General features: G+C 69.2%; 19 protein-coding genes. 8 read left to right on the forward strand and 11 right to left on the reverse strand.

Translation table 11 applies throughout. From position 1 onward, the window contains the following. Positions 1 to 12 precede the first annotated feature (12 nt). From IEZ05_RS12785 to IEZ05_RS12805, 5 genes are all read left to right on the forward strand, one after another. Positions 13 to 525 carry a Jag family protein gene (locus tag IEZ05_RS12785; protein WP_189230176.1) on the forward strand — a complete coding sequence of 171 codons (513 nt, stop codon included), beginning with the start codon at positions 13 to 15 and terminating at the stop codon, positions 523 to 525. Between the two features lie 125 nt (positions 526 to 650). Further along, positions 651 to 1,370: a 16S rRNA (guanine(527)-N(7))-methyltransferase RsmG gene (rsmG, locus tag IEZ05_RS12790; protein ID WP_189230177.1), complete on the forward strand. Its 720-nt coding sequence runs from the start codon at positions 651 to 653 to the stop codon at positions 1,368 to 1,370. A gap of 332 nt (positions 1,371 to 1,702) precedes the next feature. Next, on the forward strand, positions 1,703 to 2,776 hold the full coding sequence (locus tag IEZ05_RS12795) for a ParA family protein (protein WP_189230178.1): 1,074 nt from the start codon (positions 1,703 to 1,705) through the stop codon (positions 2,774 to 2,776). Then, complete coding sequence (locus IEZ05_RS12800) at positions 2,773 to 3,864, forward strand: ParB/RepB/Spo0J family partition protein (protein WP_189230179.1); 1,092 nt, start codon at positions 2,773 to 2,775, stop codon at positions 3,862 to 3,864. The genes IEZ05_RS12795 and IEZ05_RS12800 overlap by 4 nt, the downstream gene beginning before the upstream one ends. A gap of 327 nt (positions 3,865 to 4,191) precedes the next feature. Then, a complete protein-coding gene (locus tag IEZ05_RS12805; protein WP_189230180.1) occupies positions 4,192 to 4,809 on the forward strand; it encodes a GNAT family N-acetyltransferase in 618 nt (205 codons plus the stop codon). A gap of 79 nt (positions 4,810 to 4,888) precedes the next feature. On the opposite strand, the gene trxA is transcribed toward IEZ05_RS12805, so the two are convergent. The 7 genes from trxA to IEZ05_RS12840 all read right to left on the reverse strand — a co-directional run bounded on the left by trxA (position 4,889) and on the right by IEZ05_RS12840 (position 14,704). Next, entirely contained in the window at positions 4,889 to 5,221 is a 333-nt protein-coding gene (trxA, locus tag IEZ05_RS12810; RefSeq protein WP_189230181.1) for a thioredoxin, read from the reverse strand. A 41-nt stretch (positions 5,222 to 5,262) separates the two neighbouring features. Continuing rightward, positions 5,263 to 6,231 carry a thioredoxin-disulfide reductase gene (gene trxB / locus IEZ05_RS12815; protein ID WP_189230182.1) on the reverse strand — a complete coding sequence of 323 codons (969 nt, stop codon included), beginning with the start codon at positions 6,229 to 6,231 and terminating at the stop codon, positions 5,263 to 5,265. A gap of 140 nt (positions 6,232 to 6,371) precedes the next feature. Further along, positions 6,372 to 7,265 carry an anti-sigma factor family protein gene (locus IEZ05_RS12820; protein ID WP_189230352.1) on the reverse strand — a complete coding sequence of 298 codons (894 nt, stop codon included), beginning with the start codon at positions 7,263 to 7,265 and terminating at the stop codon, positions 6,372 to 6,374. Between the two features lie 17 nt (positions 7,266 to 7,282). Beyond that, positions 7,283 to 8,008 (reverse strand): RNA polymerase sigma factor SigM, encoded by a 726-nt coding sequence (sigM, locus tag IEZ05_RS12825; protein WP_189230183.1) that lies wholly within the window; start codon positions 8,006 to 8,008, stop codon positions 7,283 to 7,285. 27 nt (positions 8,009 to 8,035) lie between these two features. Continuing rightward, complete coding sequence (locus IEZ05_RS12830) at positions 8,036 to 9,733, reverse strand: protein kinase family protein (protein WP_189230184.1); 1,698 nt, start codon at positions 9,731 to 9,733, stop codon at positions 8,036 to 8,038. A gap of 140 nt (positions 9,734 to 9,873) precedes the next feature. Continuing rightward, the gene (gene murJ, locus IEZ05_RS12835) at positions 9,874 to 12,252 is read right to left on the reverse strand and encodes a murein biosynthesis integral membrane protein MurJ (RefSeq protein ID WP_189230185.1); all 2,379 of its coding nucleotides are present in this window, start codon (positions 12,250 to 12,252) and stop codon (positions 9,874 to 9,876) included. A gap of 43 nt (positions 12,253 to 12,295) precedes the next feature. Beyond that, on the reverse strand, positions 12,296 to 14,704 hold the full coding sequence (locus IEZ05_RS12840) for a DUF6049 family protein (protein ID WP_189230186.1): 2,409 nt from the start codon (positions 14,702 to 14,704) through the stop codon (positions 12,296 to 12,298). A gap of 227 nt (positions 14,705 to 14,931) precedes the next feature. Here IEZ05_RS12840 and IEZ05_RS12845 point away from each other — a divergent pair, with 227 nt between their 5' ends. Continuing rightward, positions 14,932 to 16,377 carry a CCA tRNA nucleotidyltransferase gene (locus IEZ05_RS12845; protein WP_189230187.1) on the forward strand — a complete coding sequence of 482 codons (1,446 nt, stop codon included), beginning with the start codon at positions 14,932 to 14,934 and terminating at the stop codon, positions 16,375 to 16,377. Positions 16,378 to 16,480: 103 nt separating this feature from the next. Here IEZ05_RS12845 and IEZ05_RS12850 read toward each other — a convergent pair whose 3' ends face one another. From IEZ05_RS12850 to IEZ05_RS12865, 4 genes are all read right to left on the reverse strand, one after another. Beyond that, positions 16,481 to 17,005, reverse strand: coding sequence for an LppU/SCO3897 family protein (locus IEZ05_RS12850; protein WP_189230188.1), 525 nt, complete (start codon positions 17,003 to 17,005; stop codon positions 16,481 to 16,483). 121 nt (positions 17,006 to 17,126) lie between these two features. Next, positions 17,127 to 18,389 carry an MFS transporter gene (locus tag IEZ05_RS12855; RefSeq protein ID WP_189230189.1) on the reverse strand — a complete coding sequence of 421 codons (1,263 nt, stop codon included), beginning with the start codon at positions 18,387 to 18,389 and terminating at the stop codon, positions 17,127 to 17,129. A 77-nt stretch (positions 18,390 to 18,466) separates the two neighbouring features. After that, entirely contained in the window at positions 18,467 to 19,549 is a 1,083-nt protein-coding gene (locus tag IEZ05_RS12860; RefSeq protein WP_189230190.1) for an inositol-3-phosphate synthase, read from the reverse strand. Between the two features lie 44 nt (positions 19,550 to 19,593). Beyond that, positions 19,594 to 20,271 (reverse strand): PadR family transcriptional regulator, encoded by a 678-nt coding sequence (locus tag IEZ05_RS12865; protein WP_189230191.1) that lies wholly within the window; start codon positions 20,269 to 20,271, stop codon positions 19,594 to 19,596. 352 nt (positions 20,272 to 20,623) lie between these two features. Here IEZ05_RS12865 and IEZ05_RS12870 point away from each other — a divergent pair, with 352 nt between their 5' ends. Continuing rightward, the gene (locus IEZ05_RS12870; RefSeq protein WP_189230192.1) at positions 20,624 to 23,329 is read left to right on the forward strand and encodes a transglycosylase domain-containing protein; all 2,706 of its coding nucleotides are present in this window, start codon (positions 20,624 to 20,626) and stop codon (positions 23,327 to 23,329) included. A 130-nt stretch (positions 23,330 to 23,459) separates the two neighbouring features. Beyond that, a complete protein-coding gene (locus tag IEZ05_RS12875; RefSeq protein WP_189230193.1) occupies positions 23,460 to 24,959 on the forward strand; it encodes a glycosyltransferase family 87 protein in 1,500 nt (499 codons plus the stop codon). The last annotated feature ends 34 nt before the right edge of the window (positions 24,960 to 24,993 follow it).

Raw genomic sequence — 24,993 nt, forward strand, 5'->3', positions numbered from 1 at the left:
GGAGTCCATCCCGTGACGGAAGGCACCACCTCCGCCGCTGCCGAGGGTGCAGACACCCTGACTCGCCTCGAGCAGGAGGGCGAGATCGCGGCGGACTACCTGGAGGGTCTGCTCGACATCGCCGACCTGGACGGCGACATCGACATGGACGTCGAGGCCGACCGTGCCTCTGTCTCGATCATCAGCGACACGAACAGCCGTGATCTGCAGAAGCTGGTCGGCCGGGACGGTGAGGTGCTGGAGGCTCTGCAGGAGCTCACGCGCCTGGCCGTGCACCGGGAGACCGGGGACCGCAGCCGGCTGATGCTCGACATCGCGGGTTACCGGGCCAGGAAGCGCGCCGAGCTCTCCGAGCTGGGGGCGAAGGCCGCGGCAGAGGCCAAGAGCAGCGGCGAGGCCGTGCGGCTGCAGCCGATGACGCCGTTCGAGCGCAAGGTCGTGCACGACGCGGTCAAGTCCGCGGGACTGCGCAGCGAGTCCGAGGGCGAGGAGCCGCAGCGCTTCGTCGTCGTGCTTCCCGCCTGATCGGTTCCCACGTTCTCCGGCCCCGTCTGTTGCGCAGGCGGGGCCGAATTTTGTCAGCCTGATAGTTCTGGTGGTTCTGGCATCGGCGCCTGGGCGCGGATGCGGTACGGAAGGACGGTCCCCCCGTGACGGAGGCAGCGGAGCTTCCCCCTGTGCCCGAGCAGGCACGTGAGGTGTTCGGTGATCGCTACGCGGATGCGGTCCGCTATGCGGAGCTGCTCGCCGAGGCGGGAGTGCAGCGAGGCCTGATCGGTCCCCGTGAGGTCCCGCGCCTGTGGGAGCGGCACCTGCTGAACTGTGCGGTGCTCTCGGAGGTCGTGCCCGAGGGGGTGACGGTGTGCGATGTCGGCTCGGGCGCCGGGCTGCCAGGCATTCCGCTGGCGCTCGTCCGCGACGACCTCAAGATCACGCTCCTTGAGCCGCTGCTGCGGCGCACCAACTTCCTGACCGAGGTGGTGGAGCTGCTGGGCCTGGACCATGTGACCGTTGTGCGTGGCCGGGCCGAGGAGGTCATGGGCAAGGTCCCGCCGGTGCACGTGGTGACGGCCCGTGCTGTCGCGCCGCTGGACCGCCTGGCCACCTGGGGTATTCCGCTGCTGCGCCCCTACGGAGAGATGCTCGCCCTCAAGGGCGACACGGCCGAGGAGGAGCTCAAGGCCGCGGCCACGGCGCTCAGCAAGCTGGGTGCAGTGGAGACGTCGATCCTGCATGTGGGTGAAGGCGTCGTGGATCCCCAGTCCACTGTGGTGCGCGTCGAGGTCGGGGAGAGCCCCGGAGGTGTGCGCTTCGCCGCCAAGCGGGCCAAGGCGGCCCGGACCGGACGGGCACGCCGACGACGCGGATGAGCGTGCGGCGGCGCTGATCCGTCCCGACGTCCCCGTCCTGACGAGACGGCGTACTCCACACAAGCCTCCCCGCCTACGCATGCCGGAGTGTCGCGGCGGTTCGCCCTCGGGTGCTGTGCATCGTGTTTCACGTGAAACGTCGCTCACTGCTGCACGGCATCATCAGTCGCGGTCGCACCGCGGCCGAACCTCGCGACCGGAGGCCCCTCGGTTCTCTTGCTGAGGAACCGGACTCTCCCGAGGATTCGACCCTCTTGCGGGGTACGGAGTTGTCCACAGAGGTGGATTTCTCCACAGAACGTCAGGCCTCACTGGTTCACGACCCCGCAGGCATGGGAGGCTCTGTTCATTGCGAGCCTGAAGTCGAGGAGAGTGAATCCTTGCGGTCCGACGCCAACATCGCGGGACCGATGACCGATCCGGTCCCCGGTCCCCGCACCGAGTCGATGGGGGCGGATGTTTCACGTGAAACGCCGCCTCCGATGGACGACACTCCGATCGGTCGAGCTGCCCAACTGGCGGTGGAGGCTCTCGGGCGAGCCGGCGAGGGCCTGCCACGGCCCGAGCAGACCCGCGTGATCGTGGTCGCCAACCAGAAGGGCGGCGTCGGCAAGACGACGACGACCGTCAATCTCGCCGCGTCGCTGGCGCTGCACGGGGCCCGCGTTCTGGTCGTCGACCTCGACCCGCAGGGCAATGCGTCCACCGCGCTGGGGATCGACCACCACGCCGAGGTGCCGTCCATCTACGACGTGCTGGTCGAGAGCCGGCCGCTCTCCGAGGTCGTTCAGCCGGTTCCCGATGTCGAGGGCCTCTTCTGCGCGCCCGCCACCATCGACCTGGCGGGTGCGGAGATCGAGCTGGTCTCCCTGGTGGCACGGGAAAGCCGGCTGGAGCGGGCGATCCAGGCGTACGAGCAGCCGCTGGACTACATCCTCATCGACTGCCCGCCCTCCCTCGGCCTGCTGACGGTCAACGCACTCGTCGCGGGCCAGGAGGTGCTGATCCCGATCCAGTGCGAGTACTACGCGCTGGAGGGACTGGGCCAGCTGCTGCGGAACGTCGACCTGGTGCGGGGGCATCTCAACCCCACCCTGCATGTATCGACGATCCTGCTCACCATGTACGACGGCCGGACGCGGCTGGCGTCGCAGGTCGCGGACGAGGTGCGCAGCCACTTCGGAGAAGAGGTGCTGCGGACGAGCATCCCGCGCTCGGTCCGTATCTCCGAGGCCCCGAGTTATGGGCAGACCGTCCTGACCTACGATCCAGGATCGAGTGGAGCCCTCTCCTACCTGGAGGCGGCACGCGAGATCGCGCTCAGGGGTGTCGGGGTCAATTACGACCCGGCTCAGGCACACCTCGGCGCACAGAACGACCCGAACATGGTGGAGGGGATCCAGTGAGTGAGCGACGAAGGGGGTTGGGCCGTGGTCTCGGCGCACTGATTCCCGCAGCCCCGACCGAGAAGTCGGTGGCCTCGGCAGCCCTGGGGAATGCGACGTCCGCTTCCCCGTCGGCGGCGCCCGTGCTGCCCAGCGACCGGGGAGTCGCGGCGGCGAAGCTGGCCACGCTGACCTCTGTTTCACGTGAAACAGGGGAGTCGGCATCGGCGGGCATGCCCGCGCCTCCCCTGGGGGCCCACTTCGCGGAAGTGCCCCTGGACTCGATCACTCCGAACCCGCGGCAGCCCCGCAAGGTCTTCGATGAGGACGCCCTCGCCGAGCTGGTGACCTCCATCAAGGAGGTCGGTCTCCTTCAGCCGGTCGTCGTCCGGCAGACGGGTCCCGGGCGCTACGAGCTCATCATGGGTGAGCGTCGTCTCCGGGCCAGCCGCGAAGCGGGGCTGGAGGCCATCCCGGCGATCGTGCGGGCCACGGAGGACGAGCAGCTCCTCCTGGACGCTCTGCTGGAGAACCTGCACCGCGCCCAGCTGAATCCGCTGGAGGAGGCCTTCGCCTACGACCAGCTACTGAAGGACTTCAACTGCACGCACGACCAGCTGGCGGACCGCATCGGCCGGTCCCGTCCGCAGGTGTCCAACACGTTGCGTCTGCTGAAGCTGTCCCCGAAGGTGCAGAACCGCGTGGCCGCCGGAGTGCTCTCCGCCGGGCATGCTCGGGCGTTGCTCTCCGTCGAGGACTCGGAGGAGCAGGAACGGCTGGCTCACCGCATCGTGGCCGAGGGGCTCTCGGTACGGGCGGTCGAGGAGATCGTGACGCTGATGGGCTCCCGGCCGCAGAAGCCGCAGCGGGCCAAGGGGCCGCGTGCCGGTGCTCTCGTCTCTCCGGCGCTGTCCGAACTGGCGACCCGGCTGTCGGACCGCTTTGAGACGCGAGTGAAGGTCGACCTGGGGCAGAAGAAGGGGAAGATCACCGTGGAGTTCGCCTCCATGGAAGATCTGGAACGGATTCTTGGAAGCCTCGCTCCCGGCGAGGGCCCCGTCCTGCAGAAGGGCCTCGGGGCCGAGGAGGACGAGGAAACCGAGTCCTGATCTTCGGGCAGGTGGATCACTTGACGGTGCTCCGGTTGCCGAGGGGCGGGCTGTGTCCGGTGCCTACCGGAACACGGCCCGCCCTTTGCCTTTCGCCGGTGCCCACTCCCTCGCATGTGGATACGATGCGAGGGAGATGGCGCAATCACCCGGCAGCACCTCTGAGAGGCAGGCAGGGGCCATGCGAAGGATGAGCCGCACCGGACTGGTGAGCGCGGGATTGGGGCTGGGCGCGGTCGGTGGGTTCATCGGCAGCCTGCTCAGGGAACGGAGTGCTCTCACAGCCGCCCGCGACGCGACGGGCGAAGGAAGCGAGGATCAGCCTTCATGGGGCGTCGGCTCGTACCGCTCACGCTGGACAACCTTCAGGACCTTCCCCAGCGCTGTCGCTCGTGCGTCTTCTGGGAGCTGGACCCCGTCAGCGGCGAAGCCGCGGTAACAGCGGGGACGTCCGCCACGGAGAAGGAGGCCTGGATCTCCGCTGTCCTGCTGGACTGGGGGTCCTGCGGGCGGGTGGTCTACGTCGACGACGTACCGGTGGGCTTCATGCTCTACGCCCCTCCTGCCTACGTTCCGCGCTCGGCGGCGTTTCCCACCAGTCCCGTCGCTCCCGACGCGGTGCAGTTGATGACGGCCTTCGTGATGCCGGGCTATCAGGGTCAGGGGCTGGGTCGGGTGATGGTGCAGACGGTCGCCAAGGATCTGTTGCGGCGGGGCTTCAAGGCGATCGAGGCCTTCGGGGATGCCCGCTGGAAGGAGCCCGCCTGTGTGCTGCCGGCGGATCATCTGCTGGCCGTGGGCTTCAAGACGGTCCGGCCCCATCCCTACCATCCGCGGCTGAGGCTGGAGCTGCGGTCCACGCTGTCGTGGAAGGAAGACGTGGAGATGGCCCTGGACCGGCTGCTCGGAGCCGTTCAGAAGGAGCCGGTGCTGCGGCCACTGTGACCTGACGGGTCCCACCGCGGACTGCAAGACGAAGGGGCCGGCCCAGATGGGCCGGCCCCTTCGTGTTTCACGTGGAACGTCAGTCGGCGATGAAGTCCTGGAGGTCGCGGACGATCGCGGCCTTGGGCTTGGCGCCGACGATGGTCTTGGCGACCTCGCCGCCCTGGTACACGTTCAGCGTCGGGATGGACATGACGCCGTACTTGGCGGCCGTACCCGGGTTCTCGTCGATGTTCAGCTTGACGATCTCGATCTTGTCGCCGTACTCGGCGGCGATCGCCTCGAGGGACGGCGCGATCTGGCGGCACGGTCCGCACCAGGCGGCCCAGAAGTCCACCAGGACGGGCTTGTCGCTCTTGAGGACGTCCTGCTCGAAGGAGTCGTCGGTCACTTGCTTCAGGGTGCCGGCCACGGCGGGCTCCTTAACTGGTTGGTGCGCGGGGCGGATGGGGGTCAGACAGCGGTCTTCTCGGGCTCGGCCTTGTCCTCGTCGGTGAGCGCGGCGAGGAAGCGCTCGGCGTCGAGGGCGGCGGAGCAGCCTGTGCCGGCGGCGGTGATCGCCTGCCGGTAGGTGTGGTCGACCACGTCACCGGCGCCGAAGACGCCGGTCAGGTTGGTGCGGGTCGAGGGGGCCTCGACCTTCAGGTAGCCCTCCGGGTCCAGGTCGAGCTGGCCCTTGAAGAGCTCGGTGCGCGGGTCGTGACCGATGGCGATGAACAGGCCGGTCACCGCCAGGTCCGAGAGCTCGCCGGTCTTGAGGTTGCGCAGCTTCAGGCCCGACAGCTTCTGGTCACCCTGGATCTCGGCGACCTCGCTGTCCCAGACGAACGAGATCTTCGGGTCGGCGAAGGCACGCTCCTGCATCGCCTTGGAGGCGCGCAGGGTGTCGCGGCGGTGGACGATCGTCACGGACTTGGCGAACCGGGAGAGGAACGTGGCCTCCTCCATCGCGGTGTCACCGCCGCCGATCACGGCGATGTCCTGGTCCTTGAAGAAGAAGCCGTCGCAGGTCGCGCACCAGGAGACGCCACGGCCGGACAGGGCGTCCTCGTTCGGCAGACCGAGCTTGCGGTGCTGGGAGCCGGTGGTGACGATGACGGCCTTCGCCCGGTGGACGGTGCCCGCGGTGTCGGTGACGGTCTTGATCTCACCGCTGAGGTCGACGGCGACGACATCGTCCGGGACGAGCTCGGCGCCGAAACGCTCGGCCTGGGCGCGCATGTTGTCCATGAGCTCGGGGCCCATGATGCCGTCCTGGAAGCCCGGGAAGTTCTCCACCTCGGTGGTGTTCATCAGTGCACCTCCGGCGGTGACGGCGCCCTCGAACACCAGCGGCTTCAGCGACGCGCGCGCGGTGTAGAGCGCCGCCGTGTAGCCGGCGGGCCCGGAGCCGATGATGATCACGTTTCGGACGTCGCTCACGGCTTCATTCCTCGTCTCTGGACAGCGTCTTCAGGGCCGGGTGGAGCTTCTCTCGGAACTCTCACCCCACCCAACGGATCCTAAGGGGCGCGCATTCCCGCTGTGTCCGGGCACACGGCGGGCGAGCAGACCGCGCGCACTCAGGGACGCGTGTAGGAGTGCTGCAGAAGCACCGTGGCCTTGCCGACGGCGGGCTGGTCCACGCAGGCCGAATCGACGATGTAGGCGGTGACGCGACTGTCGTTGAGGGTGTCGGGCAGTACCACGAGCAGTGCTTCCTTGCCCTTGTACACGCCCTCCTCCGTGGCGAGCGCCGCGTCGTCGCGGCCGATGGCCTTCTGGACGCACTCGGGGACAACCGTCGGTTGCGTGAGGACGTGGTTCTCCGTCTCGGGCTCCGTGCCGAAGCTGTGCGGCGTCCGAGGGCCGCTCCGTGTGCCCTCCCCGTCGCCGATGAGTTCGGTGACCTGCTTCTGCAGCTTGGTCTCGGAGAAGGTGTCCACGGGTGCGGTCTGCTGCCCGTGGGCCGTGTCGTCAGGTGGGCTGCCTCCCGTGACGGACGACACGATCACGGAGCCGATCCCCAGGGCGGCCACGGCGGCCACGGCACCCATGACGGCGATCCTGCGCCGTCCGATCCGCCTGCGGTCCTTGCGGCCGGGACCCGTGGTGGAGGTCCGGGCGCGCCCGGAAGGACGGTGGGCCGCCGATGTTTCACGTGAAACGTGCGTGCCGTCGCTGCTCTCGTCCTCGTCGGCTGCCGACGCTGCCGAGGCTGCCGGGGATGCCGGCGCTGTCGCACTCAGCAGTGCTTCGGCGGCGAGGGCGGCGTCGATGCGACCCGCCACGTCATCGGGCATCCGCTGCGGTCCCGGCAACGTCCCGAGCAGTCCCTGGATCTCCTCCAGCGACGCGTAGACGTCCGCGCAGAGCTCGCAGGTCTCCAGGTGCCGTCGTACGTCCGTGGTCCGCGAGGGCGGAAGCAGGCCTTCGGCGAGGTCGGAGATCTCCGCGACGTCGGGATGCCCGGCCATGTCTGTCGTCGACGACGTCACGCTCGTCCACCTCCGCCCTTCACTGCGGCTGAATCGCTCTGGCCCGCTTCCGTCGGACCCGCCCGGCGCGGTCCCGCTGCGGGTGGGACGGATGCGCCCTGCGTCCGGTTCCGCTCGGGGTCGGGCTTCTCGCCATCACCGTTGCCGTCCGGACGCAGGTGGGTGAGCAGCGGCAGAAGTCTGGCTCTGCCACGGGCGCACCGGCTCTTGATCGTTCCGACCGGCACGTCGAGGATCCGTGCCGCCTCGGCGACGGGGTAACCCTGCATGTCGACGAGGACGAGAGCCGCCCGCTGATCGGCCGGCAGCGTTCCCAGAGCCTCGACGAGCTGGCGGTGCAGGTCGTTGCGCTCGGCGGGGGCCGATGCCGACTCGTGCGGTTCCAGCAGCTGTTCCAGGCGCTCGGCGTCGTCGACCGGAGCGGTCTTGCGGGAAGCGGCCTTGCGGGCACGGTCCAGGCAGGCGTTCACGGTGATCCTGTGCAGCCACGTCGTGACGGCCGCCTGTCCTCGGAAGGTGTGCGCGGCCCGGTAGGCGGAGACGAGCGCGTCCTGGACCGCGTCAGCGGCCTCCTCGCGGTCCCCCAGGGTGCGCAGGGCAACCGCCCAGAGCCGGTCGCGATGACGGCGGACGAGCTCACCGAAGGCGTCGGGATCACCCTCGACGTGGCGGACGAGCAACTCGTGATCGGTCAGGTCCTCACCACTCGTGCCGTCCGCCATCACACCCTCTCCTCGCGGCAGATGCCGTCAGCTGCTCACCTTGACGTCCGCCAGCCTGCCGCGCCACTCCCCGGTGTCCGCCTGTTTCGGCAGATCGGTGAGCCACACCAGCAGGTACCGGCTCCGGAGAGCCTTCTCGGGCTTGAGCTCCACCGTCGTTCCGGAGCCCTCGGCGACCTTGCCGTAGTCGTCGAACGAGGTCGGCTCCGCGGCGGCGTCCGCATCGGCGCTGCGCAGTTCGACGGACGTACTCCCGACGAAGGTGACCGTCACCTTTCCGACCTGCTGGACCTTGCCGAGGTCCACGATGACGCCGACCCCAGACTTGAGGCGGCCGAAGTCGGAACTCAGGTAGTAGTCCGTCTGCCAGTACGTGGAGGGGCTGCCGTCGTAGACGTTCTCTATCTCGGACGGCTTCTCGGACTGGTCGCCGAAGGGGTCGAAGTCCCGGGCACTGCTGATGGCGATCGGCTTGCCGGCCACCGGAATCTTCGGGCTCTTGTCGTCGCCGTCCGTCGTCTGCGTCTGGTTCTGGTCGTCGGCCTTGCCGCCCCGCTCCATGAGGGCGTCCGCCAGCTGCCAGCTGCCGAGGCCGAGGGCGGCGATCAGCAGGGCGGAGACGGTCCACTTCAGTGCCTTGCCGGTACGGCTCTGCAGCGGGGGCGGTGGCGTCGGTACCGGCTGGGTGACGCCGGGGTGCGGTGCCGGGCGGCCGTACGTGCCCTTCTGGTAGGACGTGCGCTGGTAGGCGGGCGGCGCGGTGTAGGTCGGCTCCGGGGGCCGGATGCGGGGCATCTCGCCGATCGCCTTGACCAGTTCCTCCGGCGTGGTGCACGGGGACTCGTGGCGCGAAGCGGTGGCGCCGTCGTTGACGAGCGCCCGCATGGCGAGCTCGGACAGGCCGCGGTGGACACCCGCGCGCACCTGGTCCGGCGGGATCAGACCGAGGTCCTTGGGCAGGCCCGCCATGCCGTAGGCGTCGCTCTCGTACGGCCAGCGCTGGGTGAGCGTGGCGTACAGCAGGGCGCCGATGGCCTCGGTGTCGGTGCGCTGCGGGGTGTCGGAACTGATGCCGCGCAGTGCGGCGCTGACGGCCAGTCCGCGGATCTTCCACTGGCCCGTCGACGTACGCAGCACGGCGTTGGGGTTCAGGCGCAGGTGGGCGAGGCCCTCGCGGTGTGCCGCGGCCATCGCGGAGGCGACCTGGCTCACCATCTGGTAGGCGTCGTACGCGTCGAGCGGGCCGGCGGCGAGGAGCGCGGTCAGTTCGGTTGCGTCGGGGAGCCATTCGTGGACGACGTAGACGAGGTCGTTGTCCTCGACGGCGTCGAGGACCTGGACGAAACGCGGATCGCCGAGCAGCGCGGCGGAGCGTGCGGCGGCCAGCACGGAACGGGCCCGCGTGTGGTCCGCCGGCAGGACGTGGACTCCGACGGCGCGGCGGAGTTTCTCGTCGACGGCCCGCCAGCTGCTGAAGCCGTCCAGACGGGTGACGCATTCCTCGAGGCGGTAACGTCTGGCGAGCTTGTGCCCGCTGTGCAGTTCGGGAGGCGAGGCCTTGCCGGAATCCTCGCTCGTGGGGTTTCCCTGTGCCTCGTCGCTGTCCGTGTCCCGCTCCCGGTTGTTGGCCACCCCGTCGGCCGTGGACTGGTCCGCCTGTGCGGTCAGCGGCTTCTCACCGCTGTTGTCTGCCACGTCGACGGCAGCTGTGCTCCGTTCCGCCACCGTCGTTCCTGCCTCCCCATTCGATGCACGCCGGCCGACTCCCGATGCGCGCAGCCCGACGCCGAACCCAATTGTGCCCACAGTCCGCCGCTATGCACGACACACGGGGGTGGACGATGGTTGTGCGCCTACCCCCGGTCTCAGCGTCCCAGGCGTCCGCGCACCATACCGACCAGTGAGTTGACCTCCTCGATCCGCATCCTGCGGGCGGCGACGAAGAAGACACCGAACAGGACCGCCGCGCCGGCCAGCAGGGCGGCGAGGGAGCCCACGACGCCCTGGCCGAGCGTGTGGCCGATCCCGTAGCAGGCGGCGCCGCTGAGCAGGGCGGCCGGGACGGAGGCGATGCACAGCCGGGCGTACGTCCGCAGCACCCGGGCACCGTCCAGGTCCCCGCCGAGCCGCTTGCGCAGCCTGCGCCAGGCGACGCCGACACCGATCGCGTAGGCCAGTCCGTAGGCGGCGGCCATGCCGACCACGGCCCAGCGGGCGGGCAGCAGGAAGTAACACAGGGCGGACGCCGCGGCGTTGAACGCGGCCACGATGACCGTGTTGTAGAAGGGCGTCCGGGTGTCCTCGTAGGCGTAGAAGGCGCGCAGGACGACGTACTGCACGGAGTAGGGGATGAGGCCGAGGCCGAAGGCCATCAGCATGTAGCCCATGTTGGTGGCTTCGCTGGTGCCCGACGAGCCGAACATCAGCGTGCACATCGGGATGCCGAGCGAGACGAATCCGAAGGAGATGGGCACGATGGCGACGGCCGTCGTGCGCAGGCCCTGGGAGATGTCGTCGCGGACCGCGCCACCGTCGTCCTCGGACGCCGAGCGCGAGATGCGCGGCAGCAGGGCGGCCATCAGGGAGACCGTGATGATGGCCTGCGGCAGGCCCCAGATCAGCTGGGCGTTGGCATAGGCGGCGAAGCCGGTGCCGTCGACGGGGGACGCTGTGCCCGCGGCCGTGGAGAGCTGGATGACGATCATGGCGCCCGCCTGGTTGGCGAGCACGAACAGGACCGTCCACTTGGCGAGGGTGACGGCCTTGCCGAGTCCGTGGCCCCGCCAGTCGAAGCGCAGCCGCAGCCGGAAGCCCGTCTCGCGCAGGTACGGGATCATCGCCAGGGACTGCACGACGAGGCCCAGCAGCACGCCGATGCCGAGCAGGCGCTGGCCCTCCGGCGGAATGCTGGTGACCTTCATGCCGGAGGTCTCGGCGGTCCCGTAGACCCAGATGAACATGCCCAGCGTGACGATGATGACGATGTTGTTCAGGACCGGGGTCCACATCATCGCGCCGAACCGGCCGCGGGCGTTGAGGATCTGCCCCATCACCACGTGCAGGCCCATGAAGAAGATCGAGGGCAGGAAGTAGCGGACGAAGGTGATGCCGACCTCGTTCGCGGCCGGGTTGCTGGCGACGGGGTTGGACAGGGCCCGGATCAGGAGGGGGGCGGCGAAGACGGTGATCGCGGTGAGTGCGCCGAGCGCCACCATGACCAGCGTCAGCAGGCGGTTGGCGAAGGCCTCGCCGCCGTCCTCGTCGTCCTTCATGGCCCGCACCAGCTGCGGTACGAAGACCGAGTTGAGGCCGCCGCCGACGGTCAGGATGTAGATCATGGTAGGCAGCTGGTAGGCGACCTGGAACGTGTCGCCGAGCAGGCCCACGCCGAGCGCCGAGACGATCAGCGCCGAGCGGATGAACCCGGTCAGCCGGGAGACCATCGTGCCCGCCGCCATCACGGCGCTGGACTTCAGCAGACCGCCCGCACGGCCGCCCTTCTTGGGGGCGGCGGCAGGCGCGGCGGGTTCGGCTTCCTGGACGGGCGCCTCGGCCGCTTCCGGAGTGGGAGCCGCCGCGTACTGGCCCGGCGCGGGTGCCGCGTACGGGCCGGGGCCCGGAGCGGTGCCGCCGTATTGGCCGGGGGCCGGGGTGTTCGCGTACGGGCCGGTGCCCTGGGCGCCGCGGTACTGGTCAGGTCCCGGGACCGCGCCGTACTGGCCAGGAGCGGGCGCGGGGGAGGGAACGGGCGCCTGGTCGTCGTAGGACGGGTGGCCGCCACCCTGCTGCTGGTCCCGGAACAGGTGGGCGAAGGCGTCGGGCTCGTGACGCTGCTCGCCGGCCTGCGTGACCAGGTCGTCGACGCCGACGAACTGGGTCGTGCGCGGGTCGTCGCCGTACGGCAGGTACTGGGTGGGGCCGTCCGGCTCGGGTGCCGGAGTCTGCGCCCAGACGCGCGGGTCGGGCGCGTACGGCGACTGGGACGGCGTGCCGTACAGCGGCTGCTGCGGCGGGTAAGTGCCCGGGGGCGGCGGGGGGTGCGCGGCGCGGTCGTAGAGCGCCTCGGAGACTGGGTCCTGGGCGGAGAGGTCCTGCGCCCGGTAGGGATCCTGGTCGTAGGCGTCCTGGAGGTACATGTCCGCGGGCGGCTGCGGCGGCGTCTGGCCGTGGTCGGGCACCGGACCCTCGGGGTGGCCCGAGCCGTCCACGGCCTGACCGCGGTCACCGTCGTACGGCGCGTTCATGGTTACCCCACCTCATCGTCCCGGGCCGACCGGCCACGACATCTCAACGGTCCACTCTCTCACCCGTGCCGGACGGGTCGGCGTTTTCCGCTGCGGTGTCCGGCGCCGGGTCACTCGGCTGCTCCGGGTCGCCTGCCCGGGAGCCTTCCTCGGACTCCGTGAGACGCGCCTCCGGGGCACCGGGGTTCTCCGGGGCATCGGGGTTCTCAGGACCGTCCTCGCCGCCGTCGGTTTCCTGGTCCTCGCCGGAATCGCCCTGGTCGGCCGCACGGGCGGCGGCCCGCTTGCGCTGCGTGTACATCCGAAAACCGGCGAGGACGAGGAGCAGGACACCGCCGCCGATGACCAGCATGACCGTGGCCGTGATCTCGGTGACCTTCACGTCGAACGTGACCGCCTTGCCGTACGGCCGTCCGTCCATCGTGTACAGCTGGGCGATCACCGTGGCCCGGCCGTTGGCGTTGGCGGACGTGGTGAACTTCACCGACTGGCTGTGGCCCCCGGAGACGGATACCGGCTGCTCCTGATAGGCCGCGCCGTCGATCTCCAGGCGCGTCGGGTTCGTCGAGGTGAGCCGCAGCACCAGGGGGCCGACATCCTGCACCAGGTTGTTCTGCACCGTCACGGGAATCGTGGCGCTGCGGCCGGACAGCTTCGTCTCCGACTTGTCGATCAGTCTGACCCGGCCGGTCAGCCCGTCGAGGTACGAGCGCACGCCGGCGCGGAACGATTCCGCCTCGGTGGCCCGGCCCCGCCAGGACGCGGACATCTCCCGGTTCAGGGCCCGCCCGAAGGGCGTCACCACCCGGGACGGGTCCGACAGGACGACCTTGAAGTTGTCGAGCTTGTCCTGGGTCTGCGCGATCTCCGTGAACGCCGACCGGGGCAGTTCCTTCTTGCGCAGCGCCGAGGGATACGAGGAGGCACCCGGCACCTTGGTGGTGGCGTCGGGGTCGGGCTTGGCCGCAGCGGCGTCCGTCAGCTTCTGGGACTGCGACCAGGTGCCGTCCTGGAGTGCCCTCAGCGCCTCGGCCATCGCACGGGCCTGACTGCCGGAGGGAGTGCGCTGCGGGGCGACGACGATGCTGCGCTGCTTGCCGGTCTGAAGGCCCAGCGTCAGGCTCTGGGCGAGGAACCGCTGCACCGCGAGCGTGGACGAGGACGCCTTCGCGAGGTCGCCCTCGAACGCCGTGGACAGCCGGGCGTCCGCGACGACGGCGGTGATCCCGCCGCCGATGGGACGCGCGGCCGACGGGGTGTACGACAGGCCGTTGGTCTCCTGGAGGCTGTCACTGCGGGCGATCACCTTGTCGGCGCCCGCCGAGGTGGCGACCTTGACGATCGACCGGTCGACTGCGCCCTCCACGGGCCAGGCGAAGTCCGTGTTCGGTTTCACGTGGAGGATCGGAGGGACCGTGTTGTCGACGACGTCCGTGGCTTCCTTCAGTTGGCTCAGCGAACCGGCGGTGTCCGTGCCGTTGTGGGCCAGGGAGGCCAGGTCGGGGTCGGCGAAGGGCAGGGCGACGACTTCCTTGTCGGTCACCGCGTCCTGGAGGTCGGCGAGCCACTGCTTGGCGACCTCCTGATGGGTGCCGCGTACGGTGTCGTCCCCGTTGCGGACCCGGTAGCTGCCCGTCATCGCGTCGACGGAGGCGAGCAGATCCGGGTCGACCACCCAGGTGACGTCGAGGTCCTTGCCCAGCGCGACCATCTGGTTCAGGCGGCCTCCGGGAGAGATCTCCTTGGCCAGGTCGTCGTTGAGGAAGACCGGCGTCTGCTCCTCGTTCGGCCCCGTCTCGGCGGCCATGTGGGTGGTCGAGACGAGGGGCCAGAGATACGTCGTCTTGGTCTTCGGGTCGGCCGCCTCGGGCTTCCAGGGCAGGAAGGTGCGCTGGATGCCGAGGACCTGCTCCCACGGCTCTGCCGAGGTCTGCCCGGAGAGCGAGACGGCGAATTCGTAGACGCCGTCCTCGCCGAGGTCCAGGTCGCCGACCGGGACGGAGATGTTGAAGTGCTCGGCGACGCCGGGGGCGAGCTGGGAGAACTTCGCCGTGTACTTGTCGTCGATCTCCGGAGGGACGGATCCCGACAGGTCGGTGCCGTCCTTGGCGACGGCGTCGACGGACGAGCGGGTATTGATCTCGGAGCCCACACGCAGTCCGACATGGGCCTTGGTGACCGGCTGCTTGCCGTTGTTGGTCACGGTGCCGGACACCGTCACCGTGTCCCCCGCGGTCGGGGCTGACGGGGTGAGCGAGTCGACGGCGACGGCCACCGTGCCGGAGTCCGAGTCGGCCTTCGCGGTCGCCTGCCCGTCGGCGTACGCGGAGCCGGAGGGCAGCTGAACCAGGCCGGTCAGCAGGGGCGCACCGGCGAGCAGTGCCGCGGTGCGCCGGAGCCACCGGCGGGCAGGTGAGGGACTGGTCCCCTGGAAGTCTGCCGCCTCGGCCACGCGCTTGCCCGTCCCTCGTCGTGTCAGTGGTCGTCGGAATGTGCGTCCACGCATGGTAACGATGCGCGCCGAGGGGAAGTGCCGCGGAGTACGCCACAAGATCCGTCGCGACGCGGGCCGCCCCGTATGTGCGCCTATATAGAGGAGCGGGCCGACAAAGGCGGGCGGCCGGGTGCACGGACAACGGAGGCGACCGGGTCCGCCCGGGCCACGTACCCTGTTCTGTTGTGCCGAACGCCAACGAAGTCAACCCCAGTGCCATGAGTCAGGCGCAGCCTCGCGCGGTGAGTGAACCGCTGCGGGTAGCGCCTGTCGCCGACGACCTCGCCCGCCGTTTCCAGGAAGCCGGGTTCTCTCTCGCCCTGGTCGGCGGCTCGGTCCGGGACGCGTTGCTCGGCCGGCTCGGCAACGACCTGGACTTCACGACCGATGCCCGGCCTCAGGACGTACTCAAGATCGTGCGGCCGTGGGCGGACGCCGTCTGGGAGGTCGGGATCGCGTTCGGCACGGTCGGGGCGCAGAAGGACGGTTTCCAGATCGAGGTGACCACCTATCGGTCGGAGGCGTACGACCGCACGTCGCGCAAGCCGGAGGTGTCGTACGGCGACTCCATCGAGGAGGATCTCGTCCGGCGGGACTTCACGGTGAACGCCATGGCCGTCGCGCTGCCGGAGAAGAAGTTCATCGACCCGCACGGCGGACTCGACGACCTCGCGGCCCGTGTGCTGCGCACTCCCGGCACGCCCGAGGAGTCGTTCTCGGACGATCCGCTCCGGATGATGCGGGCCGCGCGCTTCGCCGCCCAGCTGGACTTCACGGTGGCCCCCGAGGTCGTCGCGGCCATGAAGGACATGGCCGGGCGGATCGACATCGTCTCCGCCGAGCGGGTCCGGGACGAGCTGAACAAGCTGATCCTCTCCGCTCACCCGCGCAAGGGACTGACCCTGCTCGTGGACAGCGGCATCGCCGAGCGTGTCCTGCCCGAGCTGCCCGCCCTGCGTCTGGAGAGGGACGAGCACCACCGGCACAAGGACGTCTACGACCACACGCTCATCGTCCTGGAGCAGGCGATGGCCCTGGAGACCGAAGGCCCCGACCTGGTCCTCCGGCTCGCCGCCCTGCTGCACGACATCGGCAAGCCGCGCACGCGCCGGTTCGAGAAGGACGGCCGGGTCTCGTTCCACCACCACGAGGTGGTGGGGGCCAAGATGACGAAGAAGCGCATGACCGCGCTCAAGTACTCCAACGACCTGGTGAAGGACGTCTCGCGCCTGGTCGAGCTGCACCTGCGCTTCCACGGTTACGGCACGGGCGAGTGGACGGACTCGGCGGTCCGCCGCTATGTCCGGGACGCCGGCCCGTTGCTCGACCGTCTCCACAAGCTGACGCGCTCGGACTGCACGACCCGCAACAAGCGCAAGGCTGCCGCGCTCTCGCGGGCGTACGACGGGCTGGAGGAGCGGATCGAGAAGCTCCAGGAGCAGGAGGAGCTGGACGCCATCCGCCCGGATCTGGACGGCAACCAGGTCATGGAGATCCTGGGTGTCCGGCCGGGGCCGGTTGTCGGTCAGGCGTACAAGTACCTGCTGGAGCTCCGCCTGGAGAACGGGCCCATGGGGCACGAGGCCGCGGTCGCGGCGCTCAAGAAGTGGTGGGCCGACCAGGAGTCGTGAGCCGTGGAACCACGTCACGTTTCACGTGAAACATGACCTGGGCAGACGAAGGGGCGGTGTTTCACGTGAAACACCGCCCCTCACGGCATATGAGGCGTCTGCCTTACTTCTTGTAGTCCTTCAGGCAGAGCAGGAAGTCCTTGCCGTCACCGCTCTCGGTGTAGACGTACTGGAAGTCCTTGGCCTCGGCCTCACACTTGCTCTGGGCCATCGTGTCGGTGAGGAACGAGCCCTCGATCTTGGCCAGCACCTCGTACTGGGCCTTCGCGTCCGCGCAGTCGACGACCTCGAGGTCCGGGTCGTTGTCATTGGTGCTGCCGCGGTGCATGCAGTCCCCGACCGCCGCCGTGTTGGCGTCGTCGCGGCTGGCCAGGTAACCGCCGACGGCCACGCCGACGACGATCACGGCGATGACGATGTTCTTGATCGTCTTGAAGCTGACCTTGCGCTGGGCCGGCTGCGGGGGAACCGGCGCGTACGGTGCACCCTGCTGGGGGAAGCCGGGCTGACCGGGCTGCTGCGGGAAGCCCGGCTGCCCCTGCGCGAAGGGGTTCTGCCCCTGGGGCTGCTGCGGGGCCTGCGGCTGGCCCTGCGCGAATGGGTTGCCTTGGGGCGGCGGAGTAGACACTGGGGGTCCCCCTAAACATGGGTGCATGACGCGAACATGGCGCGAGTAAGACGCACGTAAGTTACCGGGCCCCACCGACATCTCTGTAGCCCGGTGGGGCTCTGTGGCATTGATGTGACACTTACTGGCCGTCAAACCGGGCCATAGCGACCGCAACCGCTCCGTAGACAGCGGCGACGGTGGCGACCAGCGGCACCGACCGGCCGTCCGGCGGCAGCATCAGCGCGGCCACCCCCGCGGCGCCGACGAAGGCGACGTTGAACAGCACGTCGTAAACGGAGAAGATCCGGCCACGGAAGGCGTCGTCGACCGACGACTGCACGATCGTGTCGGTCGCGATCTTCGAACCCTGGGTCGTCAGTCCCAGCACGAACGCCGCGGCGAGCAGGGGCGCGGTGGCGAACGGCAGCCCGAGAGCCGGGACCAGCACCGCGGCGATCCCCGCGCACACGGCCATCCAGCGGCCGGGACCGAGCCGCCCGGCCGCCCAGGGGGTGATCACCGCCGCGGCGAAGAAGCCGGCGCCGGAGACCCCCAGGGCCAGACCCAGCAGTGCGAGCCCCTCGTCCGTGTCCGACGTCAGGGCGTACCGGCACAGCATCAGCAGGAGGACGAGCAGGGCGCCGTAGCAGAACCGCATCAGCGTCATGCCGGCGAGCGCCCAGGCCGCTCCCCGGCGCGCGGGCGCGAGGAGATGGCGTACTCCGGCTACCAGGTCCCGGGCCGTGCCGGCGAGCGCCGACGCGAGATGCGGCCGCACCAGTGCCCGGTCGGGTCCCAGCAGTTCCGCCGCCATCCGCAGCGACGCGAGCGCACCGCACAGGTACAGGGTGGCCCCGAGCAGCACCACGGCGGCGTCGGAGTCCGCGACCACGAGGCGCACGACGAAGGCCAGACCGCCGCCGGCCGTCGCCGCGAGGGTGCCCGCCGTCGGGGAGAGCGAGTTCGCGATCACCAAGCGTTCCGCGTCGACTACGCGTGGCAGCGACGCGGACAGGCCCGCGAGGACGAAGCGGTTGACGGCGGTGACGCACAGGGCGGAGACGTAGAAGAGCCAGTCCGGGACGGAGGCGACCATCAGCACCGCGGTCACCGAGGCGAGCAGGGCGCGCAGCAGATTGCCGTACAGAAAGACCTGGCGGCGGCGCCAGCGGTCCAGCAGGACGCCGGCGAAGGGACCCACCAGCGAGTACGGGAGCAGCAGGACCGCCATCGCGGAGGCGATCGCGGCGGCCGAGGTCTGCTTCTCCGGTGAGAAGACGACGTAGGTGGCGAGCGCGACCTGGTAGACGCCGTCGGCGCCCTGAGAGAGCAGGCGTACGACGAGCAGGCGCCGGAACCCCTTCAGGCGCAGCAGGACGCGCAGGTCACGGACGACGGCCATGGGGCACAGCCTCACATACGCGAAGGTCCCCGGGTCGTCCGACCCAGGGACCTTCAGCGGACTTCAGCCGGGCGCGCTCAGCGCTCGACCTCGCCCTTGATGAACTTCTCGACGTTCTCGCGGGCCTGGTCGTCGAAGTACTGGACCGGCGGGGACTTCATGAAGTAGCTCGACGCCGACAGGATCGGGCCGCCGATGCCGCGGTCCTTGGCGATCTTCGCGGCGCGCAGGGCGTCGATGATGACGCCGGCCGAGTTCGGGGAGTCCCAGACCTCGAGCTTGTACTCCAGGTTCAGCGGGACGTCGCCGAACGCGCGGCCCTCGAGGCGGACGTAGGCCCACTTGCGGTCGTCCAGCCAGGCCACGTAGTCGGACGGGCCGATGTGGACGTTCTTCTCGCCCATGTCCCGGTCGGGGATCTGGGACGTGACGGCCTGCGTCTTGGAGATCTTCTTGGACTCGAGGCGGTCACGCTCGAGCATGTTCTTGAAGTCCATGTTGCCGCCGACGTTCAGCTGCATCGTGCGGTCCAGGATGACGCCCCGGTCCTCGAACAGCTTCGCCATCACGCGGTGCGTGATGGTGGCGCCGACCTGCGACTTGATGTCGTCACCGACGATCGGCACACCGGCCTCGGTGAACTTGTCCGCCCACTCCTTGGTACCGGCGATGAAGACCGGGAGGGCGTTGACGAAGGCGACCTTGGCGTCGATGGCGCACTGGGCGTAGTACTTCGCCGCGTCCTCGGAGCCGACGGGCAGGTAGCAGACGAGGACGTCGACCTGCTTGTCCTTGAGGACCTGGACGACGTCGACCGGGGCCTCGGCGGACTCCTCGATGGTCTCCCGGTAGTACTTGCCGAGACCGTCGAGCGTGTGGCCGCGCTGGACCTGGACGCCGCTGTTCGGCACGTCGCAGATCTTGATGGTGTTGTTCTCGGAGGCGCCGATGGCGTCCGCGAGGTCCAGGCCGACCTTCTTGGCGTCCACGTCGAAGGCGGCGACGAACTCGATGTCACGGACGTGGTAGTCGCCGAACTGGACGTGCATCAGGCCCGGGACCTTGGCCGCCGGGTCGGCGTCCTTGTAGTACTCGACGCCCTGCACCAGCGATGCGGCGCAGTTGCCCACACCGACGATGGCTACGCGAACCGAACCCATTCCGGTTGCTCCCTGTGTGTACGAGTGAGGCCCTGACTGGGCGCTCACGTGGCGGTGTCGCCGGGCGTATCCGGCCGGGGGTCGTCCCCCGGCCGGGGCAGGCCGCCCGTCGCTCCAGATGTCGTGTCCTGTTGAGCGGTCCCCTCGGCGGCGGAACCTCGCAGGTCCCGCCCCGCCCGCTCGCTCTCGATGAGCTCGTTCAGCCAGCGCACTTCGCGCTCCACGGACTCCATTCCGTGGCGCTGGAGCTCAAGCGTGTAGTCGTCGAGGCGCTCCCGGGTGCGGGCCAGGGAGGCCCCCATCTTCTCCAGGCGCTCCTCGAGCCGGCTGCGCCGGCCTTCGAGCACGCGCATGCGCACGTCACGCGACGTCTGCCCGAAGAACGCGAAGCGAGCGGCGAAGGTCTCGTCCTCGTACGCGTCGGGGCCGGTCTGCGAGAGGAGCTGCTCGAAGTGATCCTTACCGTCGGCCGTCAACCGGTAGACGATCTTGGCGCGCCGCCCGGTGAGAGAGGCGGCGGTTTCGTCGACGTTCCCCGGCTCTTCGATCAACCAGCCGTTGGCGACCAGCGTCTTGAGGCAGGGGTACAGCGTCCCGTAGCTGAACGCCCGGAACACACCGAGTGACGTGTTGAGCCGCTTGCGCAGCTCGTAGCCGTGCATCGGGGATTCGCGGAGCAGGCCGAGTACGGCGAACTCGAGGATGCCGGAACGCCGGCTCATCGTCGCCTCCTCTCGTCCTTATGCCGCGCTGATGTATCGGCTCGATACATCACGACGATAGAACGACCTTCCGCATGCGACAAGGGGTGCGGTGGTGAACGGGATCACATCCACGTTTCCTCGTGAGCAAGTTGCCTGATTTGAGGTGAACTTCGGACCTCGGGGGTTTTGGGGATGCGTAGTCTGTGCGCCATGCAAACTGCCGGGAACCGTGTGACGCGTGGGGGCGTCCTCGTCCCCGGTGCAGTACGGGTGAATGCGGTAGGGGCCGCATCCGTACTTCGGGGGGACCGGAAACCAGCCGCCTTTTCCAGGCGCGCAAAGGTGCGCCTGCCCGAGGAGTAGTCGTTCGATGAGCGAGCACCGTCGCAAACCGCCGCAGCCGCAGGGAGGCGGACGTGCCGCGGCCCGACGCGGCCAGTCCGGCTCGTCCTCCGGCCGCCGTGCGGCACCGCGAGGCGCCACAGGGTCTCCGTCCGGCTCGTACGGTCCGGAGGACGAGGAGCGCCCCTACGGGGGCCGTGCCGAGGCACGGCGCGCGGCACAACGCAGTGGAGGCGGTCGCCGCAGGGCGGCCGAGCCGGCCCGTGGCGGCCGGCGGGCAGGTGGCGCCGCCGCCGCGAGCGGCCCCGGCCGGGGCCGGGCGGCGGCTTCCGGGAAGAAGCGGATGATCGACTATCCGCGGGGCGACCGCGATGGCTGGCAGCGCTGGGTGCCGTCCTGGAAGCTCGTCTCGGGTCTGTGCATCGCGTTCTTCGGCGGCCTGGTGGCCGCCGCCGGCATCGCGTACGCCATGGTGGGCATCCCCGACGTGGCCAAGACCGCGACCGCGCAGAACAACGTGTACTACTGGGCCAACGGCGACGTGATGGTCGCCACCGGCGGTGAGCGCAACCGACAGATGGTCAAGCTCTCCTCGATCCCCAAGGCGATGCAGAACGCCGTCATCTCCCAGGAGAACAAGACGTTCTACTCCGACAGCGGCATCGACCCGAAGGGCATCGCCCGCGCCGTGTTCAACATGGCCCGGGGCGGCGAGACGCAGGGTGGTTCCACCATCACCCAGCAGTACGTCAAGAACGCGATGCTGGAGGACCAGTCGCAGACGGTCTCCCGGAAGGTCAAGGAGATCCTCGTCTCGGTCAAGGTGGGCGCCGAGGTCGACAAGGACAAGATCCTCGAGGGCTACCTGAACTCCGCCTACTACGGCCGCGGGGCCTACGGCATCCAGGCCGCGGCGCGGGCGTACTTCAACAAGGACGCCGTGGACCTGAACCCCGGCGAATGCGCTCTTCTCTCGGCCGTTCTCAAGGGTGCGACCTACTACGACCCCGCGGGTGCCACGTCGATCGACCCGGCCGCCACCCCGGAGGCCAACAGGAAGCGTGCCCTGAGGCAGATGCAGGACACCCTCGACAAGATGGTCGAGTACGGGCATCTGAACCAGGCGGAGCGGGCCAAGTACACCGAGCTCCCCACGGTGCAGAACCCCCGCTCGAACACCCAGCTGGGCGGCCAGATCGGCTACCTCGTCGACCTCGCAAGGGCGTCCGTGATCAAGGATGACATCGCGACGCGGGACCAGCTGGACCAGGGCGGATACGAGATCCACACGACGTTCGACCAGAAGAAGGTCGAGGCGCTCGAAACCGCGGTCACCAAGGTCTACAAGGCGAACATCAAGCCTGATGTACGTCCCAAGACCGACACTCACGTCCAGTTCGGCGGGGCGTCCGTGAACCCCGAGACGGGCGCCATCGAGGCCATCTACGGCGGCGCTGACGCGACCAAGCACTTCACCAACAACGCCGATGTGACCGGCGCCCAGGTCGGTTCGACGTTCAAGCCGTTCGTGCTCGCGGCGGCCATGAAGTGGGGCGTACGCGACCCCGAGGGTCTCGAGGACCAGCCCCAGGACGAGCGCACTGTGGTCTCTCCGAAGAGCCTGTACAGCGGCGAGAACGACCTCAAGATCAAGAATTACGACGGGTCGATCTGGATGAACGAGAAGGGCGAGCAGTGGCGGCAGGAGAACGACGGTAAGGATTCGGTCGGTGATCCGCCGGACTACAAGATCGACCTGCGCGAGGCCATGCGGGAATCGGTGAACTCCGCCTACGTGCAGCTCGGCATGGACGTCGGTCTGGACAAGGTGAAGGAGGCCGCGGTCGCCGCGGGCCTCAAGCAGGAGAGCCTGACGGGCACGAACTACCCGTCGTTCTCCATCGGTGTCTCGGATCCCAGCGCGATCCGTATGGCGGGCTCGTACGCCACCTTCGCGGCCAGCGGGAAGCAGCGTGAGCCCTTCTCCGTCACGAAGGTGGTGCACGAAGGCAAGACGATCCGCGCGCACAACGTCACGACCAAGCAGGCCTTCACCGCGAAGGTCGCGGACAACGTCACGGACGTCCTGAAGACCGTCGTCGAGGACGGTACGGGTTCCAACGCCCAGCTGCCGGGCCGTGAGGTGGCGGGCAAGACCGGTACCACGGACGGCAACAAGTCCGCCTGGTTCGTCGGGTACACCCCGCAGCTGTCGACCGCGATCAGCATGTTCCGCTACCCGGACGACGAGTCCATCAAGAACCGCACGTTCCTGGAGATGTACGGAACGGGTGACCAGGACAAGATCCACGGTGCGTCGTTCCCGTCGGAGATCTGGCACGACTACATGGAGCAGGCCCTGAAGGGTCAGCCGGCGGAGAAGTTCCCGACCCCGGAACCCATCGGTGAGGTCATCAACGACACCCCGCCGCCGAGCCCGACACCCACGCCTTCCAAGACGGAGGAGTCGAGCCCGTCACCGAGCCCGACGCCCAGCCAGACCCCGACCAGTCCCTCGCCCTCACCGACCGCCACCTGCGGTGTCTTCGACTGGGAATGCGAGAACGGGGACAACAGCGGCAACCAGAACGGCGGCAATGACACCGCCGGCGGGGACGGAACGCAGTCTCCCTCACCCTCGGCCAGTGAGACGGACGGCGAGGGCGACAGCAGCGGCAGCGGAAACGGCAACGGAAACGGGCCAGGAGGCACCATCTGGGGTTCGAGCGGATAGTCGCCGACATGCCCGGCGTGCGCGTTTCACGTGAAACACCCGCTTGTTCCACGTGAAACAGGGGCCGCCGCACCCATCAGGGCGCGGCGGCCCCGTCGTGTTCCCAGACACGTACGGCAGGATGTGCCCCATGCCCAGTGCAGAATCGACGCCAGCGAGCGTGCACGAACCGGATCGGGTTCCCCCGAGCAGGGAGGACGCGGTCGCAGCAGCAGGCAGCGAGCTGATCGGCGGTCCTCTCGGCCGGCGTGCCCTGCTCGGGACGTCCTGGTGGACGCCGGTGCGGGTGATCGCGCTCGTGGCGATCAGTGTGTTCGCCCTCGGCCTGGTCCAGAAGGCGCCCTGCTACAACGGTGCGTGGTTCTTCGGTGCCAGCTCCCAGTACACGCATGCCTGCTACTCGGACATCCCGCACCTCTACCAGGCCCGGGGGTTCGTCGACGGGCTCGTGCCCTACTTCGACAAGCTCCCCGGCGACATGGAGTACCTCGAGTACCCGGTGCTGACCGGCTTGTTCATGGAGGTGGCGTCCTGGCTCACGCCGGGCAGCGGCACCATCCAGGACCAGGAACAGTGGTACTGGATGGTCAATGCCGGGATGCTCATGGTGTGCGCGGCCGTCATTGCCGTCTGCGTCACCCGCATGCACACCAGGCGCCCCTGGGACGGCCTGCTGGTCGCGCTGGCACCCGCCTTCGCGCTGACCGCGACCGTCAACTGGGACTTGCTGGCGGTCGCCCTGACGATCGCGGCGATCCTGATGTGGTCGCGGGGGCGCGCACTGGCCTTCGGCGTGCTGCTGGGACTGGCCACGGCCGCCAAGCTCTACCCCTTCCTCATCCTCGGCCCGTTGTTCGTGCTGTGCTGGCGTGCGGGCAAGTGGCGGGAGTTCGGAAAGGCCCTGGGGGGCGCGGCCGTCGCCTGGCTCGTGGTGAACCTGCCGGTGATGCTCTTCGCCTTCGACGGCTGGTCGAAGTTCTATACGTTCAGCCAGGAACGCGGCGTCGACTTCGGTTCCTTCTGGCTGATCATCGTCCGGAACACGGACGACCCGCCCAGCACCGAGACCGTCAACACGCTCGCCACGCTCCTGATGCTGCTGTGCTGCGGCGCCATCGCGGCACTCGCGCTGACGGCCCCGCGGCGTCCGCGGTTCATCCAGCTCGCCTTCCTCATCGTCGCGGCGTTCATCCTCACCAACAAGGTCTACTCACCGCAGTACGTCCTGTGGCTGGTGCCGCTCGCCGCGCTGGCCCGGCCGAAGTGGCGGGACTTCCTGATCTGGCAGGTGTGCGAGGTGGCCTACTTCCTGGGCATCTGGATGTACCTCGCCTACACCACCAGCGGAGACGCCCACAAGGGCCTGCCGACGGACGGCTACCACTGGGCCATCGGCCTCCACCTGCTGGGGACGCTGTACCTGTGCGTCATGGTCGTCCGCGACATCCTCATGCCGGACCGGGACCCGGTCCGGCGGACCGGTGACGACGACCCCTCGGGCGGAGTGCTCGACGGCGCCGACGATGTCTTCGTCCTCGGTCCCGCCGCTCGTCCGCCGCGGTACGCGGCTCACCTCGAAGGCCCCCGGGTGGAGTGGGGCGCCGGACGGCAGCCCGGTGGCTCGCTCTGAGCGAATCGGCGTCGGCGAGCAGCCCGCCAACAGC

This window comes from Streptomyces flaveolus, assembly GCF_014648815.1.
GTDB lineage: Bacteria > Actinomycetota > Actinomycetes > Streptomycetales > Streptomycetaceae > Streptomyces > Streptomyces flaveolus.

Excerpts from the sequence above, each read along its gene's own strand:
- IEZ05_RS12795 (WP_189230178.1), top strand. The coding sequence starts at position 1,703 with ATGGGAGGCTCTGTTCATTGCGAGCCTGAAGTCGAGGAGAGTGAATCC.
- IEZ05_RS12805 (WP_189230180.1), top strand. The coding sequence starts at position 4,192 with ATGGGGCGTCGGCTCGTACCGCTCACGCTGGACAACCTTCAGGACCTT.
- IEZ05_RS12820 (WP_189230352.1), bottom strand. The coding sequence starts at position 7,265 with ATGGCCGGGCATCCCGACGTCGCGGAGATCTCCGACCTCGCCGAAGGC.
- sigM (WP_189230183.1), bottom strand. The coding sequence starts at position 8,008 with ATGGCGGACGGCACGAGTGGTGAGGACCTGACCGATCACGAGTTGCTC.
- murJ (WP_189230185.1), bottom strand. The coding sequence starts at position 12,252 with ATGAACGCGCCGTACGACGGTGACCGCGGTCAGGCCGTGGACGGCTCG.
- IEZ05_RS12855 (WP_189230189.1), bottom strand. The coding sequence starts at position 18,389 with ATGGCCGTCGTCCGTGACCTGCGCGTCCTGCTGCGCCTGAAGGGGTTC.
- IEZ05_RS12860 (WP_189230190.1), bottom strand. The coding sequence starts at position 19,549 with ATGGGTTCGGTTCGCGTAGCCATCGTCGGTGTGGGCAACTGCGCCGCA.
- IEZ05_RS12865 (WP_189230191.1), bottom strand. The coding sequence starts at position 20,271 with ATGAGCCGGCGTTCCGGCATCCTCGAGTTCGCCGTACTCGGCCTGCTC.
- IEZ05_RS12870 (WP_189230192.1), top strand. The coding sequence starts at position 20,624 with ATGAGCGAGCACCGTCGCAAACCGCCGCAGCCGCAGGGAGGCGGACGT.
- IEZ05_RS12875 (WP_189230193.1), top strand. The coding sequence starts at position 23,460 with ATGCCCAGTGCAGAATCGACGCCAGCGAGCGTGCACGAACCGGATCGG.